The organism is Polyangium sp. y55x31 (assembly GCF_029946505.1).
In the GTDB taxonomy this organism is placed as follows: domain Bacteria; phylum Myxococcota_A; class Polyangia; order Polyangiales; family Polyangiaceae; genus Polyangium.
In genome coordinates this window covers 320,916-338,055 of record NZ_JARZHG010000005.1, presented here as the reverse complement: position 1 = coordinate 338,055, position 17,140 = coordinate 320,916, and the positions used below count along the sequence as shown (strand labels likewise).

At 69.5% G+C, this 17,140-nt stretch carries 15 protein-coding genes; 11 read left to right on the top strand and 4 right to left on the bottom strand.

Annotated elements, in window-relative coordinates; genetic code table 11:
* Window positions 1-33 precede the first annotated feature (33 nt).
* A complete protein-coding gene (locus tag QHF84_RS12930; RefSeq protein WP_281313565.1) occupies window positions 34-1,443 on the bottom strand; it encodes a serine/threonine-protein kinase in 1,410 nt (469 codons plus the stop codon).
* A gap of 306 nt (window positions 1,444-1,749) precedes the next feature.
* Here QHF84_RS12930 and aroA point away from each other — a divergent pair, with 306 nt between their 5' ends.
* From aroA to QHF84_RS12885, 9 genes are all read left to right on the top strand, one after another.
* Complete coding sequence (gene aroA, locus QHF84_RS12925; protein ID WP_281313564.1) at window positions 1,750-3,114, top strand: 3-phosphoshikimate 1-carboxyvinyltransferase; 1,365 nt, start codon at window positions 1,750-1,752, stop codon at window positions 3,112-3,114.
* Window positions 3,111-3,833: a (d)CMP kinase gene (gene cmk, locus QHF84_RS12920; RefSeq protein WP_281313563.1), complete on the top strand. Its 723-nt coding sequence runs from the start codon at window positions 3,111-3,113 to the stop codon at window positions 3,831-3,833. Before aroA ends, cmk begins: the two co-directional genes overlap by 4 nt.
* Entirely contained in the window at window positions 3,802-4,776 is a 975-nt protein-coding gene (locus tag QHF84_RS12915) for a hypothetical protein (RefSeq protein WP_281313562.1), read from the top strand. Before cmk ends, QHF84_RS12915 begins: the two co-directional genes overlap by 32 nt.
* A gap of 19 nt (window positions 4,777-4,795) precedes the next feature.
* On the top strand, window positions 4,796-5,944 hold the full coding sequence (locus QHF84_RS12910; RefSeq protein ID WP_281313561.1) for a hypothetical protein: 1,149 nt from the start codon (window positions 4,796-4,798) through the stop codon (window positions 5,942-5,944).
* 231 nt (window positions 5,945-6,175) lie between these two features.
* A complete protein-coding gene (locus QHF84_RS12905) occupies window positions 6,176-7,957 on the top strand; it encodes a 30S ribosomal protein S1 (protein ID WP_281313560.1) in 1,782 nt (593 codons plus the stop codon).
* Window positions 7,958-8,037: 80 nt separating this feature from the next.
* Window positions 8,038-8,436: a hypothetical protein gene (locus QHF84_RS12900; protein WP_281313559.1), complete on the top strand. Its 399-nt coding sequence runs from the start codon at window positions 8,038-8,040 to the stop codon at window positions 8,434-8,436.
* Window positions 8,437-8,475: 39 nt separating this feature from the next.
* A complete protein-coding gene (locus QHF84_RS12895) occupies window positions 8,476-9,012 on the top strand; it encodes an HIT domain-containing protein (protein WP_281313558.1) in 537 nt (178 codons plus the stop codon).
* The gene (locus tag QHF84_RS12890; RefSeq protein WP_281313557.1) at window positions 9,009-10,382 is read left to right on the top strand and encodes an AI-2E family transporter; all 1,374 of its coding nucleotides are present in this window, start codon (window positions 9,009-9,011) and stop codon (window positions 10,380-10,382) included. Before QHF84_RS12895 ends, QHF84_RS12890 begins: the two co-directional genes overlap by 4 nt.
* A gap of 58 nt (window positions 10,383-10,440) precedes the next feature.
* Window positions 10,441-11,436 (top strand): hypothetical protein, encoded by a 996-nt coding sequence (locus QHF84_RS12885; protein ID WP_281313556.1) that lies wholly within the window; start codon window positions 10,441-10,443, stop codon window positions 11,434-11,436.
* A 116-nt stretch (window positions 11,437-11,552) separates the two neighbouring features.
* Here QHF84_RS12885 and QHF84_RS12880 read toward each other — a convergent pair whose 3' ends face one another.
* On the bottom strand, window positions 11,553-11,936 hold the full coding sequence (locus QHF84_RS12880; protein WP_281313555.1) for a response regulator: 384 nt from the start codon (window positions 11,934-11,936) through the stop codon (window positions 11,553-11,555).
* Between the two features lie 115 nt (window positions 11,937-12,051).
* Here QHF84_RS12880 and QHF84_RS12875 point away from each other — a divergent pair, with 115 nt between their 5' ends.
* Window positions 12,052-12,492 carry an HIT family protein gene (locus QHF84_RS12875; RefSeq protein WP_281313554.1) on the top strand — a complete coding sequence of 147 codons (441 nt, stop codon included), beginning with the start codon at window positions 12,052-12,054 and terminating at the stop codon, window positions 12,490-12,492.
* A gap of 9 nt (window positions 12,493-12,501) precedes the next feature.
* Window positions 12,502-13,926, top strand: coding sequence for a hypothetical protein (locus tag QHF84_RS12870; protein ID WP_281313553.1), 1,425 nt, complete (start codon window positions 12,502-12,504; stop codon window positions 13,924-13,926).
* Window positions 13,927-13,938: 12 nt separating this feature from the next.
* Here the strand turns inward: QHF84_RS12870 and QHF84_RS12865 are convergent, their stop codons facing one another.
* Window positions 13,939-16,614, bottom strand: a complete 2,676-nt coding sequence (locus tag QHF84_RS12865) for a PEP/pyruvate-binding domain-containing protein (protein WP_281313552.1) — start codon at window positions 16,612-16,614, stop codon at window positions 13,939-13,941.
* Window positions 16,611-17,075 carry a MarR family transcriptional regulator gene (locus tag QHF84_RS12860; RefSeq protein WP_281313551.1) on the bottom strand — a complete coding sequence of 155 codons (465 nt, stop codon included), beginning with the start codon at window positions 17,073-17,075 and terminating at the stop codon, window positions 16,611-16,613. Before QHF84_RS12860 ends, QHF84_RS12865 begins: the two co-directional genes overlap by 4 nt.
* Window positions 17,076-17,140: the final 65 nt, after the last annotated feature.

Sequence of the window (17,140 nt, the reverse complement as noted above, 5' to 3'; positions counted from 1 at the left end):
AGAAGAAGTAGGTTGTCTCGACGAACGTATTTCTTATTTGCGACTGCCCAGCGGATCAAGGAAGCTCCCTCCTTTGCGGCGCCCCGCGGGGGCCCCAGAGGTTCGATAAGGCGAAGTCGTGCCACCTTTTGGCTCCTTGGCCCCCGGGCTCGGCGCGGGCGCCGCGGGCTCCTCGGGCCCCTCGGCGGTCGGGGCGCTCCGATCGGCCGGCGCAACCTCGATCGAGGGCTCATTTCGCGGCACGGAGGCCGCGCGGACCTGCCCCGGCAAAGGCGCGATCTCCTCGGGCGCCTCTTCGCGCGATACGACGAGCGCCCCCACGACGAGCAGCATCACGCCGAGCAAACCGAGCCCTGCGCGAATGCGCGTGGAGCGCCGCAACGCCGCGGGCAAGAGGGCCGTCGAGAGCACGCCGCGCGCGCCGTCCGCCTCGCGGCTCCCGGCCCACCCCGCATACGTGGGCAATTTTTCCGGCGTAATGCCGATCAACCGGATGACCCGCCGCACGCTGGTCTCGCTGCGCTCGGGCGCGAAGGGCCGGAGCGACGCCGCGAGCTCGGCCACGTCGGGCGTGCGCTTGCTCGGATCTTTTTCCAGGCACTGGAGGATCGCCTTTTCGAGCCCCTCCGGTACGTCGGGACGAACATCGCGGACCCGCGCGGGAGGATCCGCGGCGATGCGGAAATAAAGAGACGAAATGGTCTTCGCCTCGAACGGGCTCTGGCCGGTCAAAAGCTCGTGCAAAACGATGCCGAGGGACCAGATGTCGGTGCGCGGATCGACGTGCGTCGGATCCCGCAGCCGCTCGGGCGATGTGTACCGCGGCGAACCCACCACGAATCCATTGCCCGTGAGCGTCACCATGTCCTCCGGCTGCGCCGCGCCGCTCGGGCGCAGGACCTTGGCGATGCCGAAATCGAGGACCTTGATGAGCGGCGAGCCGTCGGCGCGACTCGTGAGAAAAAGATTCGAGGGCTTGATGTCGCGGTGGACGATGCCCAGAGAATGCGCCTCGGCGAGCGCCTCGCACGCCTGGAGGATGTAATCGACCGCGTCCTCGACGGGCAGCGGGCCGCGGCGGCCGAGCACGCCCCGGAGGTCGATTCCTGTGAGATATTCCATCACGACGAACGGCGAGCCCCACGGCAGGGTGCCCATGTCGAGCACGCGCGCCACGTGCTCGCTCTTGATCGCGCTCGCGGCCCGCGCCTCGCGGAGGAGGCGCGTCACCGAGACGTCGCTCGCCGCCACCTTGGGGTGCAGGAATTTGAGCGCGACGCGCTGCCGGAGGCTCGTGTGCTCCGCCTCGACCACGACCCCCATCCCCCCGGCGCCGAGGACGCGCAGGACCCGATATTTGCCCGCGACCACGTCCCCCGGGCGCGGCAGCGAGGCCTCGCCGAGATCGACGTCGACGTCGATCGCACATTCCGCGCTTTTCATGCCCCCCATGATCCCCGGGTTTCACGATAGCGCGCGGGGGCGGAAACACAATCGAAGGCGGGCGATCGCAGCACTTCGCCGAGCCGCGCCGTTCGGGCTGAAACGCTTGGAATGGGGACGATCCGGCAATGGTTTGTCGTCAGCGAACAATGCAGAAGATGCCCCGGACGGGGCGTCGGGCTCCCCTGCCCTGCCAGCCGCGGACCGGGCCGCCCCGGGCAGCCTCCTCGCAGGCGCTCTCGTGCGTCCCGCCTGCCGCGCGCGACAAAAATCCCCTCGGCCCTCTGCTTCTGCTAGAGCCTGCCCGTGACCGACCTCGTCGTCTTTCCATCCGAACGCCCTCTGACAGGCAGCGTCCCGGTCCCGGGCGACAAGAGCATCGCGCACCGGGCCATCCTGCTGTCGGGTCTCGCCGAAGGGCAAAGCCGCATCGAAGGCGGCGCCCTCGGCGCAGACAACATGTCCACGCTCGGCGCGCTGCGCGCGATGGGCATCACCGCCGAGCAGCAGAACGAGACGTTGCTCGTCGACGGAAAGGGCCTCTACGGCCTGCGCGCGCCGAGCGAGCCCATCGACTGCGGCAACTCGGGCACGACGATGCGCTTGCTCGCAGGTGTGCTCGTCGCGCAACGCTTCTCCACCGTGCTCATCGGCGACGAGTCGCTCTCGCGCCGGCCGATGGAGCGTATCGCGAGGCCCCTGCGCCTGCGCGGCGGCCGCATCGAGGGCAAGCTCGATCCGAAGCGCGTCGGAGAGATCACGGCGCCGCTCCATATCGGCCCTCTGCCCGAGCCCAACGTGCTCGGGCCGCTCGAGTACGAGATGCCCGTCGCGAGCGCGCAGGTGAAGAGCGCGATCCTGCTCTCGGGCCTCTACGCCGACGGACCCACGTACGTGCGCGAGCCGCTCGTGTCACGCGATCACACCGAGCGGCTCTTGCTCGCGCTCGGCGTGCCGCTGCGATCGATCGGCGCGATCATCGAGCTCGATGGCCCCTCGTTCTCGGGCAAACTCCCGGCGTTCTCGATCACGGTGCCGGGTGATCCTTCGTCCGCGTCGTTCCTCGTCGCGGCCGCGCAGCTCGTCCCGGGCAGCCGCGTGACCGTGCGTCGCGTGGGCCTGAACCCGACGCGCACCGGGCTCTTCGAGGTGCTGCGCGACATGGGCGGCGATCTCGTGCTCGAGCCGAAGGGCGAGGAGATGGGCGAGCCGATCGGCGACCTGCACGCCGGCGCGGCGGCTCTGCGGCAAGGCCGGCTCGGCGGCGAGCTCGTGGCGCGGACGATCGACGAGGTGCCGATCCTGTGCGCGCTCGCGGCGCGGGCGAACGGCACGACGCTCATCGAAGACGCGGCCGAGCTCCGCGTGAAGGAGAGTGATCGCATCGCGATGATGGCGCGCGTGCTACGAGCGTTCGGCGTGAACTGCGAGGAGCGGCCGGACGGGCTCGCCGTCGAGGGAAAGCCGGAAGGCAAGCTCGAGGCGGCCGACATCGAGAGCGGCGGCGATCACCGGATCGCCATGGCATCGTGTGTGCTCGGTCTCCTCGCGAACGGGCCCACGCGCGTGCGCGACGCCGACAACATCGCGACGAGCTTCCCGCGGTTCGTCGGTACGATGCGCGCGCTCGGCGCTCGGATCGAGGTGGAGTCGGGCGGAGGAACTCCATGAGCAGCGGACCGCGGAGGGCAGTACGAGTCGCGATCGACGGGCCGGCGGGCGCGGGCAAGAGCACCGTCGCGCGTAGACTCGCGGAGCGGCTCGGCTACCTGCTCCTCGATACGGGCGCGCTCTACCGCACGGTCGCGCTCGCGGCCGTGCGCGCGCCCATCCGCTGGGACGATCGCGAGGCGCTCGGCGCGCTCGCCGAGGATCTCGTGGCCCGCAAGCGCATGGTGATCGAGCGCGCCGAGGGCGCGACGGGCGGCGGCAGCGGCATGCGTGTCCTGCTCGACGGCGAGGACGTCTCGGCCGCGATCCGCTCGCCCGAGGTGAGCCTCGGCGCGAGCCGCGTCTCGGCCGTGCCCGCGGTGCGCGCGGCGCTGCTCGACATGCAACGCGGGCAAGGCGCCGAGGGCGGCGTCGTGCTCGAAGGTCGCGACATCGGCACGGTCGTTTTCCCGGACGCCGAGGTGAAGTTTTTCCTGACCGCATCGCCCGAGGTCCGCGCGCGCAGGCGCTACGAGGAGCTCGTCGCGCAGGGCAAGGAAGCGACCTACGAGGCCACGTTCGCCGACGTCGAGCGCCGCGACAAGGCCGACACGGAGCGACCCGTCGCGCCCCTCCGGCAGGCCGACGACGCGATCGTCGTCGACTCCAGCCACAGGGACGTCGCCGAGCTCGTCGAGGAGATGGCGCTTGTCGTCGAACAGCGCGAGCGCGCCGACTGAGGTTTTCCGCCGCGCGTTCGTGCTCGGCCTCGGCGCGCTCGCGTTCACCGCGGCGTGCGGCGGCGAGGTGCCAGCCCCGAAGACACCGTCCCGGGGCAAACGCGACCTCTTCGATCCTGCCGAGCTCTTCCCGAACGATCTGGATCTCGTGCTGCGCGTCGATCTCGGCCGCATGCGCGCGCAGCTCGGACCCATGGCGGACGCGCTCTCCGCGCGTGTCGAGGAGGAGAGCGGCGGCGAGGAGGGGCTCGTCTCGCAGGCGATCGCGCGTGCCAAGGTCGTGTGGATCGGCCTGCGCGCCGCGGACGCCGAGGTCGGCGATCGTGTGCTCGTGGTCGAGGGCGACGTGGAGGACGTGCGGCCCGATCCCAAGCTCTTCCGTCTCGTCGATCCTCCGATCGCGGACGACGTGCGGACCTGGGAGCGCACGGGGCCCCTCGGCCGCGCCACGACCGCGCGCATCCACACCTTCGCAGACCGCATGATCGTGTTCGTCACGTCGGTCGAGGTGGACAGCGTCGAGCGTGTGCTCCTGAAGGGCCCGGACGATCGCCGGCGTGATCCCGCGGCCGAGGGCCTCGTCAGCGCCGATCTCCGCGCGCGGCGCTTACCTCCCTCGCTCGAACGGCGCTTCCCTTCCATCGCCTCGATCATCGGCGGCCTCGAGCGCGCGCGTGCGAGCGCGGTGATGGTCGGCGACGCGCTCCGCGTCGACGCCGAGATCACGGCCGGCACGGGGCAAGCCGCGGGCAAAGCCGAGAACCTGCTCCGCGCGCTGCGCGAGGGCGGACAGGGCAGCCGGTACGCGCCGCTCTTCGAGGATGTACGAATCGAGCGTGTCGATCGCGCCGTGCGTGTGCGCTGGGACCTTTCCTCGGACGTCCTGCGCGCCTTGCTCGAAGGCAAGCTCGCGGCGCCGGAGAGGATGCAAGACGAGCGCTGAACGCTTACGCTCCGGGCCGATGGCCGACACGCTCGTAGATCCGATCGAGCCCGTCCCGCCCACGCAGCGCGATCCCGAGGCGCTCGGGGCCGCGCCCGCACCTCTGCCGGAAGCCCCCGCGGCCCTTCCGCCCGAAGCTCCGCCCGAACCGCCGGCCGAGCCTCGCGTCGAAGCGCCGCCCCCGAAGCCGCGCGGGTCTCGTTTCGTGCTCGTGGCCGTGGCCGCGGTCTTCGTGGTCGCGGCGATCGCGGGCCTCGCGTTCTGGAACTTCGTCCTGCGGTATCGGCCCACGGCGCGCGCGCACGTGCCTGCGGGGACGAACGTCGCGATCCGGATCGAAGCGGCGGACCTCGTGCTCTTCGGCCCCGTGCGCGAGCACCTCTTGAAGCTCGCGCTCGATGAAGGCAGCACGCCCGAAGTCGCCGCGCCCTCGCGCCCCTCGCGCGCCGCGCGCATCCACGATCAAACGGGCGTGCGTTTGCCCGCGGACCTGCGCGAGGTCGTCGTCGCGTCGATGGACGGCAAGAGCTGGGTCGCGCTGCTCGGCGGTCGCATCGAGCAAGGGAGGTTCGTCAAAGGACTCGCCGAGGTCGCGCGCGAGGAGGGCTGGACCGGGTTTCGCCGGGAAGGCGAGCTCCTCGTGGGACCTTCGATCGTGATCGCACAGGCGGACGACGGGACGATCCTCGTCGGCACGGATCGATCGATCGTGGAGGCCGCGCTCCCCGCGACGGAGGAAGGGCAGAAGCTCGGTTTGCCCGAGAAGGGCGCGGTCACGTTCGCGATCGCGCGGCAGGCGTTCGAGGCGCTCTCCGGGGCGAGCGCGATCACGCCGCGCGCGTCGGTTCTCGGCGCGGTCGAACGGGCCACGGGCACGCTCGCGCTCGGCAATTCGCCGGAGCTCGTCGTTCGTCTCGAACCGGCGAAGGCCGCGGACGCGCCGAAGCTCGAAGAAGGCGCGCGCGCGCTGCTCTCCGATCTCGGTCTCGCGCTTTTGCTCGTGCCGGACGTCGCGGGCGAGAAGGAGGCGCTCCGCGCGACTACCGTGAAGCGCGAGGGAGATGTCGTCGTGCTCCGCGCGCCCTGGCCGTACGAAGGACTGGATCGGGCGACGTCGATGCTCGCGGGCAAGCTCCGAGGGGCGGAAATCCCCGACAAAAAGCCTTGATTTGGGTCGCGCCGGCCGAACGGCGTGGGGCGGGCCGGGTTGGACAAAACGGACGTGCGCGGGGCACCGCATTGACAAGGCGCTGGCATCGGACTAGAGGGACCGCTCTCCCGGATCCGGCTCGATGCCCGACGTGTGCCCGAGGCCGGCTCAATTCGAGCCGCACGCTCGCGCGGCGCATCGCATCCGAGCTCCGGGAAATCCTAGGGAAGGACGGTTTCAAAAGACCAGATGGCTAGTAACGCGAACGTGGAGATGACGGGATCCGACATGGGATCCAGCATGGAGAGCTTCGCCGCGCTCTTCGAGCAGCGGGTCGAGTCCGATTTCGCGCGCGAGGGCGAGATCATCGCGGGGACGGTCGTTCAGGTCGGCCGTGACTCGGTGGTGGTCGACATCGGTGGCAAGAGCGAGGGCGTAATCCCGCTCCGAGAGTTCGCGGACGCCACAGGTCAGGTCGGCGTCAAGCCCGGCGACAAGGTGGACGTCTACATCGAGAGCCGCGAGAACGACGACGGCCTCGTCACCTTGTCGAAGGAAAAAGCCGACAAGATGAAGGTCTGGGATGAGATCTCGAACGCCTGCGAGGCGGACGAGCTCATCGAGGGCACCATCAGCCAGCGCGTGAAGGGCGGCCTCTCGGTCACCATCCGCGGCGGCGTGAAGGCGTTCCTCCCGGGGTCGCAGGTCGACCTCCGCCCGATCCGCAACTTGGACAAACTGATCGGCCAGACCTACAAGTTCAAGGTCATCAAGTTCAACAAGAAGCGGGGCAACATCGTCCTCTCCCGCCGCGTCCTGCTCGAGCGCGAGCGCGACGAGATGAAGCAGAAGACGCTCGAGACCCTCACCGAGGGCATGACCGTCAAGGGCACGATCAAGAACATCACCGAGTACGGTGCGTTCGTGGACCTCGGCGGCATCGACGGCCTGCTCCACATCACGGACATGAGCTGGGGCCGCGTGAACCACCCGAACGAGGTGTTCAACGTCGGCGACGAGGTCACCGTCAAGGTCCTCAAGTACAACCCCGAGACCGAGCGCGTCTCCCTGGGCCTCAAGCAGACCCAGGAGGATCCGTGGAACCACGCCGAGGAGGCCTACCCGGCGGGCAAGAAGGTCCGCGGCAAGGTCATGTCGATCACGGACTACGGCGCGTTCGTGGAGCTCGAGCCGGGCGTCGAGGGCCTGATCCACGTGAGCGAGATGAGCTGGACCAAGAAGGTCAAGCACCCGTCGAAGCTCCTCGAGGTCGGTCAGGAGATCGAGTGCCAGGTGCTCGAGGTCGACGCGCGCGCGAAGCGCATCAGCCTCGGTCTCAAGCAGCTCGAGCCCGATCCGTGGATGCTCTTCACGGACAAGTACCACCCCGGCGACAAGATCGCGGGCAAGGTCCGTTCGCTCACCGATTACGGCGTGTTCGTCGGGATCGAGGAGGGCGTCGACGGCATGGTCCACAAGAGCGACCTCTCGTGGACGGTGCGCGTCAACAACCCGAGCGACCTGCACCACAAGGGCGACGACGTCGAGGCGATCATCCTCTCGATCAACCACGACGAGAAGAAGGTCTCGCTCGGCATCAAGCAGCTCTGGGACGACCCGTGGCCGACGATGCTCAGCGAGTTCGCGCCCGGCCGCGTGATCGACGAGGCCCAGGTGATCAGCATCGTCGACTACGGCATCTTCGTGCGCCTGCGCGAGGGCGTCGAGGCGCTCGTCTCGACGGGCGACATCCTCGAGCCCGAGGGCACGAAGATCAAGGTCGGCGACCTCGTGAAGGTCGAGATCTCGAGCGTCGACACGATCGAGCGCCGCCTCTTCGCGACGATGAAGAACATCGGCGTGGAGAAGCCGCAGCCCGCCGAGCGCCCGAAGCGCGCGAAGGGCGCGGGCGGCGGCGGCAGCGCGGCGGCCGACGAGGAGAAGAACGTGCCGGGGACGATCGGCGATCTCATCAAAGAGAAGCTCGGCGGCAAGCTCGACCTCAAGAACAAGGCGAAGGATCAGGAGTAATCCTGCCCCTTCTCGGGTGACCGTTCGCGGCGCTTTCCTTCGGGGAGGCGCCGCGCGCGTTTTGTCCCTACGCTCCGCGCATGACACGACGCCTCGTCGCGCCCGTCGTCCTCGCCGCGCTCGTCACCACGCTCCCGGCGCGCGCGGATCCGCCGAGCGATCCGGATCCTTTCTTCGGCCGCGACAAGGCCCTGCACTTCGGCTTCTCGGCCGCGCTCGCGGGCGGCGCATACGGCGCCGCCGCCCTGTACGGGCTCGACGGGCGGGCGAACCGCGTCGCGGTCGGCGTGGCCGTCGCGCTTGGTGCTGGGTACACCAAGGAAATCCTCGACGCCGCGGGGTTCGGCACGCCGTCGTGGAAGGACTTCGCCTGGGACCTCCTGGGGACGGCGGTGGGGCTCGGCGTCTCGGTCGCCATCGATTACGCCCTTTCACCTTCCCCGACCGACAAATCCGGTAGGCCGGCGCCCGCGCGTTGATCGCCACCGGCCGGTGCTGGTGCTAGCGTGCCGCGATCGATGGGCAATCCGCTCTGGGCGCCGTGGCGCATGGAGTACATCCTTTCGAAAAAGGGTGGTTCCTGCGTGTTTTGCGGCATTGAGGCTGCTCCGCCGGAGGAGCTCCGCGCGCGGCTCGTGGTGTGTGACACGCCGCGCGCGTTTGTCGTGCTGAACCGTTATCCGTTCGCCGCGGCGCACCTGCTCGTCGTGCCGCACGCGCACGTCGACGCACTCGAAAAACTCTCGCACGAGGATCATCACGCGCTCTTCGACCTCGTGCGCGAGGCGACGGTGCGGCTGCGCGCGGCGGTGAAGCCCGAAGGGCTCAACGTCGGCTTGAACCTCGGCGCGGCTGCGGGCGCGGGGATCGCCGAGCACCTGCACGCGCACATCGTCCCGCGCTGGAGCGGAGACACGAACTTCATGCCGGTGCTCGCCGACGTACGCGTCGTGCCCCAGGCCCTCGAAAAGACGCGCGACTACCTCGTGCCTTTCTTCGCGGATCTGCCGGGCGTGCGTTTGCCCGCGGCGAGCGAGGGAGCCGGAACCCCGTGAGCGAAACGTCGCCGCCCGTCACTCCCCTGCCCCCGGAGCGCAAGACCGCGCGCCGCATCTTCCTCGCCACGAGCGCGGCGCTCGTCGTCTCGCTCTGCATCGTCGCGCACGAGGTGATGCTGCCCTTCGTGCTCGCGCTGGTGGTCGCGTACGTGCTGACGCCCGCGGTCCTGCGCGTCGAGCGCATGCGCGTGCCGCGCTGGGCCGCGATCCTGCTCGTCTACGCGCTGACGCTCGGCGCGATCGGCGGGTTCATCGGGATGATCGTCCCGCGCCTCGTCACGGAGGGGCAGGCGCTCGCGAGCGAGTGGCCGAACCTCACGCGCAAGGTGCGGAACGAATGGCTGCCGGCGATCGACTCGCGCCTCGTGCGCTGGTCGGGACAACGCCCCGCGGAGGAAGCCACGCCGGCGCCCACGCCGAACCCGAGCCACGAGATGGGCGCGGGCGAGCCGAGCAAGGCAGACGAGCGGCCGCCGCTCAGGATCGTGAAGCGCGACGACGGCTCGTACGACGTCTTCGTGAGCGAAGATCTGCGCCTGCACGAGGTGCATAGCGGCACGTGGGAGGTCGTGAACGAGGAGCCGAAGCGGCTGTCGAGCGCGGGCCTCTTGCGTGAAGGGTTCGACAAGGGGCTGCTCTACCTGCGCCAGAACGCGACCGTCGTGCTGCAGATCGGCCAGCGGATCGCGGGCGCGATCTCGCGCGGGATCTTCAACCTCTTCATGACGTTGATGCTCGCGGGCTACATCATCCTGACCCACGAGAAGATCCTCGCGTTCTTCCGCGACCTCTGGGATCCGACCTCGCACCACACGTTCGAGAGGTTCATGCGGAGGCTCGATCGGGGCCTGTCCGGCGTCGTGCGCGGGCAGCTCCTCATCTGCCTCGTGAACGGCGTGCTCTCGGCGATCGGCTTCTGGCTCTTCCACCTGAAGTACTGGCCGATCCTCTCGATCCTCGCGGCCGTGATGTCGCTCATCCCGATCTTCGGATCGATCCTGAGCTCGGTGCCGGCCGTGCTCATCGGCCTGACGCAGTCGCCCATGACGGCGGTCGGCGTGCTCGCGTGGATCGTCGGCATCCACCAGCTCGAGGCGAACTTCCTGAACCCGAAGATCATCGGCGACGCGGCGAAGATCCACCCCGTCCTCGTCGTCTTCTCGCTGCTCGTGGGCGAGCACTTCTTCCAGATCACGGGCGCGCTCTTCGCGGTCCCGTGCATGTCCATCGCCCAGACGATCTTCCTGCACTTCCGCGAGTCCACGATGGGCCTGACCGATCCCATGTCGACGCACCCGCCCGCGGCGAAGGTGCGTCCGGACGTGAAGGCGACGCCGCCCGAGCCCCAAGCAGGCGCCACGGGCTGACGAAGTCGGGAGGGCCCGCGCTACTGTTTCCCGTGGCACGTGGTATGAAGCGCTCGCCTTGAAGACGTCCGACAAGCCGAAGAGCAACACCCAGGAGAAACCGAAGACCGCGGACAAGCCGAAGGCCGCGGCGAAGCCGGCGAGCGCGAAGGATGCGCGCGAGGCGCTCATCGCGTCCGCGCGCGACAAGCAGGCCGCGCAGCCCGATCCGCTCCAGATGCTCGAGCCGAAGAAGCTCGCGGTCCGGATCGGCATCCCGCTCGCGATCGTCTGGATCATCGCGCTCTTCATCTCGGGCTGGGTCTCGAAGGTCGTGGCGCTCGTCGTGACGATCGCGGTCGCGGCGCTCGTCGTCTGGGTGGTCCGGTACGCGAAGCGCTCGCGCGCCGTGGCGAACCTCGTGCGCGGCGCGGATACGCCGGAAGCGCGGAAAGAAGCCATCGAGAAGCTCGAGAGCGAGTTCGGCAAGGACGACCCCGCGGCCGTGTTCGCGCGCGCGCAGCTCGAGTTGCAGGAGGATCCGAAGAAGGCGCTCGCCACGCTGGAGAGCATCAAGCTCGAAAAAGTGATGCCGCCGGTCGCGGACGAGGCGCGGGCGCAACGCGCAATGATCCACCTCGTGCTCGGCGAGACCGAGGCGGCCAAGGGCCTCGTCGACAAGATCGATCTCGGAAGGCACAAGGACGCGAAGAGCCGCGCCACGATCGCGGCGATCGTGGGTGAGGCGTGGGCGCGGGGCGGTCAGGCGAAGAAGGCCGTGGAGCTGCTCGACACGCTCGATCCGAACGACGCGACGTTCGCCGAGATCAAGCCGCAGCTCCTCCGCTCGCGCGCGTTCGCCTATGCGTGGACGAACGACACGAAGCGGATGAAGCAGATCCTGCGGCAGCTCTCGGCGATCAACCCGCAGTACCTCGCGTCGTTCATCACGAAGAAGAAGATCCCCGGCGGCGTCTCGCCGAAGGGCGTGCACCCGCTCCTCGAAAAAGAGGCCTTCGAGATGATCTCGAAGAGCGGCATGATCCCGCGCAAGATGGAGTACCGCCGGTCTTAGTCCCGAGGGGGACGCCTCGCGTCCCCCTCTCGTCCGGGCAAAGCCCGGACGATTCACCCCCCGAGGAAAGCTCGCTTCACGAGCTTTCGGAGCAGCAAAATCGCTGCTCTCGCCGGCTACGGCTTCAGGTAGCGCTCGACCGTGCTGAGGAGCGTGTCGATGCCGACGGGCTTGCGCAGGTAGCCGTTCGCCTGGATCTTCGCGGCCTGCTGCCGCAGGTTGCCGTCGGCCGAGATCACGATGACGGGGATGTCGGCGATCCTCGGATCGCTGCGCTGCTCGGTCCGGAAGAGCCAGCCGTCCATGATGGGCATCATCAGGTCGAGCAGGATGAGCTGTGGGCGCGCTCCCTCGCGAAGCAGGTCGAGGGCCTGCTTGCCATTGCTCGCGCCGCGCACCTCGTACCCCTCTTCCTCGAGGATCTGCGCGATGGTCTCACGGATGTCGGGATCGTCCTCGACGATGAGGACGCCGCGGCTGCCTTGCTCGATCGTGCCCATGGTCCCCGCCGGCAAAGGCGTGCCACTCTACTGACGCGCCTGCGGCATCGCCAGCCTTCGCCCTACCGCGCTGGACGAATCTTGGTGCGTGGGCGAACGACCCCATCGACCTGTGATGAGAACCTCTTCCATGGCCCAGGCCTGCACCTTTTGTCGTATTGCAATCGGTGAGCTTCCTGCCCACGTCGTGCTCGACGAGCCCGAGGTCCTCGCATTCCTCGATCGCAGCCCCCTGTTCCCGGGCCACTGCCTCGTCGTGCCGCGCGTGCACGTGCCGACGCTGCTCGATCTGCCGGAAAACTCGATCGCGCCGCTCTTCGGGGCCGCGCAGCGCATCGCCCGCGCGATCGAGCCGGCGCTCTCGGCGGAGGGCTCTTTCGTCGCGATGAACAACAAGATCAGCCAGAGCGTGCCGCACCTGCACGTGCACGTGGTGCCACGGCGCAAGAAGGATGGTCTGCGGGGGTTCTTCTGGCCTCGCGCGAAGTACGCGAGCGAAGACGAGATGGAGCGTGTGGCGGAGGCACTGCGTGCGGCGCTGCGATCTCCCGCATAATGCGCCCCCATGAGTGACACACCTCCGTCGTCCCGCCCGCGCTCGCCCGTGCGCGAGGTAGCGAGGCTCTGGTTTGGCCTGGAAGCGCCGGTCGGCAGGCGCGCTTATCTGCTCACGGGCGTCACGTTGATGGCGCTGAAGTACGGCATCGACGCGCTGCTCGTGTACCTCGCGTCAGGCGTGCTCTTCTCGCCGCTCGCCTATCTGAGCCCACTGCTCACGTTACGTACCAAGAGCATCCCGGACGCACCTTCGTGGCTCTTCGTGGCGATGGGCATCGCGACGCTGCCGTTCTTGTGGATCGGCGTGTCGATGAGCATCCGCCGCGCAGCGAACGCGGGTTTGTCGCCGTGGGGAGGACTCACGTTCCTCGTGCCTGGGCTGAACTACCTCGCGATGATCGTCCTCGCGGCGATCCCCGAGCGCGGGGACGCGTGGAAGCCGGACCCGACGTCGCCGTATCGCGCGGGTGGGCCGCAAGAGAAGATCCGACCGCAGATCGAAGGCACGCTGCGGAGCGCGCTGCTCGGCGTCGCCGCCGCGGTCGCGGTGGGGCTCGGGATGGCGGGGCTCAGCGTGTACGCGCTGGATCTCTACGGTTTGTCGCTCTTCTTCGTGACGCCGTTCGTGATGGGCGCGGTGAGCGCGTTCCTCCTGAACCGCGACGCGCCGCAGCCGCTCCGGCGCGCGGTCACGGTCGCGTGTTTGTCCGTGGCCATCACGGGCGGGGCGATGCTCCTCTTCGCGCTGGAGGGGCTCGTGTGCCTCCTCATGGCCGCGCCGATCGCGGGCGTGGTGGCGGTGATCGGCGCGATCCTGGGCCGCGCGATCGCGCTGCAGGCGAAGACGCCGCGATCCCACGCAGCGGCGGCGGTGCTGATGCTGCCGGGGATCGTGAGCGCGGAGGCGGCGGTCGCGAAGCCGGAGCTGCGCGAGGTGAAGACGGTGATCGAGGTCGACGCGCCGCCGGATCGCGTCTGGGAGAACGTGGTGGGCTTCGGCGAGCTCGCGCCGCCTGCGGAGTGGTTCTTCCACACGGGCATCGCCTACCCGGTGCGCGCGCGTCTCGAAGGCGAAGGCGTGGGCGCCGTGCGCTACTGCGAGTTCTCGACGGGGCCGTTCGTCGAGCCGATCACGGTCTGGGACAAACCGAACCGGCTCGCGTTCGACGTATCGAAGCAGCCGCACGCGATGAAGGAGTGGAGCCCGTTCCAGTACGTGCACGCGCCGCACCTCGACGGTAGTTTGAGGTCCAAGCGTGGGCAGTTCCTGCTGACGGAGCTGCCCGGCGGCCGGACGCGGCTCGAAGGGACGACGTGGTACGAGCTCGAGATGTCGCCGAACGTGTACTGGGCGTTCTGGTCGGACAGCGCGATCCACGCGATCCACACGCGCGTGCTCGAGCACGTGAAGAAGCTCAGCGAGAAGAAGTGACGCCGCGCGGGGCTACGCCTCGACCCCCACCCGCCCCGCGCCTCCATCCACGGTGATCTGCTGCCCCGTCGTGATCCGCGCCGTCGCGCCGGCGACGCCGACCACGGCCGGGATCCCGTACTCACGCGCGACCACCGCGCCGTGCGACATGCTCCCGCCCATCTCCATCACGAGCCCGCCCGCCGTCAGAAACAGCGGGGTCCAGCCAGGATCCGTGGAAGGCGCGACCAGGATCTCGCCGGGCTCGATCTTCGCGCCCACCGGATCCAGCACCACGCGCGCCTTGCCCGTGACACGCCCCGCGGAGGCAGGCGTACCGGACAAACCACCTTCGCCCGACGCGGCAGCGGCGATCATCTCGGGCTCCGTGCCGTCCGAGAGCACGATGCGCGGCACGTGCTTGCGGCCGAGCTCCAGCGTGTTCAGGCGGCGACGCTCGGCCACGAGCGCGCGGAGATCCGTGCCTCCGGTGACGGCGCGTAGCTCGCGCAGGTCGAGGAAAAACACGTCGTCCTCGGCAGCGAGCTTGCCCTCCTGCACGAGCAACCGGCCAGCAGCGAGCAGGAGCGAGCGCGCCTGCGCGATGATGCGCACGATGCCGAACTTCGGCGCCTCGCGCGCGCCGAGGAGCCTGCGCACGCGGGGCACCGCGAACCGCGCGACCGCGCCGCGCAAGGCGCCCTTCTCGCGCGCTCGCGCCACGAGCTCCTCCGCCTTCTGCTCCGCCTCGCGCGCGCCGCGCTCGAAGGCCACGTCCGGCGGAGACGCGTCGTCGCCGAGCGAGAGGTAGTTCGCGAGGCTTCCGAGGATGTGCGTCGGATCGTCACCCCAGCGAGGCACGCCGATGTCGATCTCCGCGACGCCGCGCGCGCCCCAGCGCGCGAGGAACGATGCGAGCTCGCGCTGGAGCACGGCCGGCAGCGATCGATCGGCATACCGCTTGGCGAGCGCGGCGGGCGCCTCGTCGCGCAAGACGCGGTGCGACGCTGGATCCGCGCCGACGCGGCGCGAGAGGGACCAAAGCTCGAGGTCCATCTCCGTCGTCGGGTTGTTCGGCAGCGATCGGAGGAGCGTGTGAACTTCTTCCTCGGTCATCAGGTCGGCGAGCGCGCGGCGGAAGAGGAGCATGCTCACGAGCGCGCCGGCGATGCTCGGGACCCCGGTGAAGATGAAGGGACCGATGCCCTCGCGGATCATGCGCTCGACGGCGTCGACATACGCGACGGGCGGCGAGCCTTCGGGCACCGTACCGATCGCGATCGCCGCGTCGACCTTCTCGCTGATGCGACCGGGCACGGCATCGGGGTTCGCGAGGGCGCGCGCGAGCGTGAGGGGCGCGCGCGTCCGCGCGAGCGCACGCACGGCCGCGCGCGCGATCCTCCAGCGTGGTGTTTCCACGAGGCCGAGTCGTTCATCGTCGATGAGCGCACGGATGGCGACGCCGCTGCGCGCCTCCATCCGCGACAAGGCGAACGCGACCAGGCGGCGGCCGATCGGATCACGAAAGAGCGCGGTGATGTCGAGGAAGAGCCGACTCGCGCCCACGGCGGCGATCGGCGGGCCGTCGAGCGGCTCGCCGTCCCAGAGGCCGATGCCACGCGCCGCGACGCCCGCGAGCGCGCGCCAGAACTGGAGCGCCATCGGCGAGAGCGGCCGGAACACGCCCTGCGCCACGTTGAAGCTGAAGTAGACGCGGAGCGGGCTCGCCGAGGACAAGGGGCCCACGGGGATCGGGAAGAGCGTGGTGATCGGGCGCGACTGCACGAGGAGGATCTTTCCTTCGGGATCGATCGCCCACTCGATGTCCTGCGGCGCGCCGAAATGCGCCTCGACGCGCGCGCCCATGGCCGCGAGATCGCGCGCCTCGGCGTCGGAGATGCAAGCCTCTGCCGAGCCATCCGTACGCTCCTCGTGACGTGTTCCTCCGCCGGGAAGCGCCTCGATCACGACACGTTTGTCGCCGAGGCGACGCGTGACGATCTCGCCCGTGTCGACGCGGACCTCCAGGTGATCGGGGTTCGTCGCGCCACTCACGACCGCCTCGCCGAGGCCCGGCGCCGCGTCGATCACCGCCTCGCGGCGTCGACCCGTCACGGGGTTCGCCGTGAAGAGCACGCCCGCGGCCCGCGCATGCACGAGGCGCTGTACGACGACCGCGAGCGAGACGTCACGCGGATCGATCGACCGATCCGCGCGATACACGACGGCACGCTCGGTGAAGAGAGAGGCCCAGCAGCGACGAACGGCGTCGAGCAGCGCGTCCTTGCCGAGCACGCCGAGGTAGGTGTCCTGCTGCCCGGCGAAGCTCGCATCCGGTAAATCCTCGGCCGTGGCCGATGAGCGCACGGCCACGGCCGCGCCGCCGAGCTCGGCGTCGTACGCACGGACGCACGCCTCGGCGATCGCCTCGGGCACGGTCACGGACGAGAGCGCCGCGCGGATCTCGGCTGCGAGCGCGGCGAGGCAGGCGCGATCACTCGGCTCCGCCTTCGCGAGCTCTTCGAGCTGCGGGCCGATGTTCGCCGCTTTCGCCGCGGCGCGGAACGCGGAGGTCGTCAGGACGAACCCCGGCGGGACCGGGACCCCGGCGCGCAGCATCTCGCCGAGGTTCGCCGCTTTTCCGCCGGCGATGGGGAGCGAGGATCGATCGAGCGCCGAGAGCGGGAGCACCGTGCCTTCTGTCGTCATCGTCGGACCTCCTTCTTCGTCATCCTCTGCGCGGCCTCCCCCAGAATGGCGAAGGCTCGCATCACGAGCGCGCGCTCCTCGTCCGAGAGCGACGCCATCACGCTGATCTGCGCGTCGGTGCGGCGATCCAAGAGCTCCGCGACGAGGCGGGCCGCGCGCGGGCTGCGGGTGACGCGCCGCGCGCGCCGATCCTCGGGATCCTCCTCGCGAACGAGCAGCTTGCGCCGCACGAGCTGATCGACGAGGCGGCTCGTCGCCGAGGGGGAACGGCCGATGACCTCCGCGAGCTCCTTCAACGTGCGCGGCACGCCGTCGTCGAGCAGGAGGAGCACGCCGAGCTGGAGGAGCGTCAGCTCGGCCTCGTCGAGCGAGGAGATCGCCCCGATCAGGAAGTCACGCGCCGTCGCCATCCGCGTGACGCGGATGCTCTCTCGCAGCGCTCGGCGGTCATCGGCTTTCATGTGCAGGATTGGAATCGTTGCATCCATGCACGTAATTGACCAGAAAAAAGGAGCCCGGTTGCGCC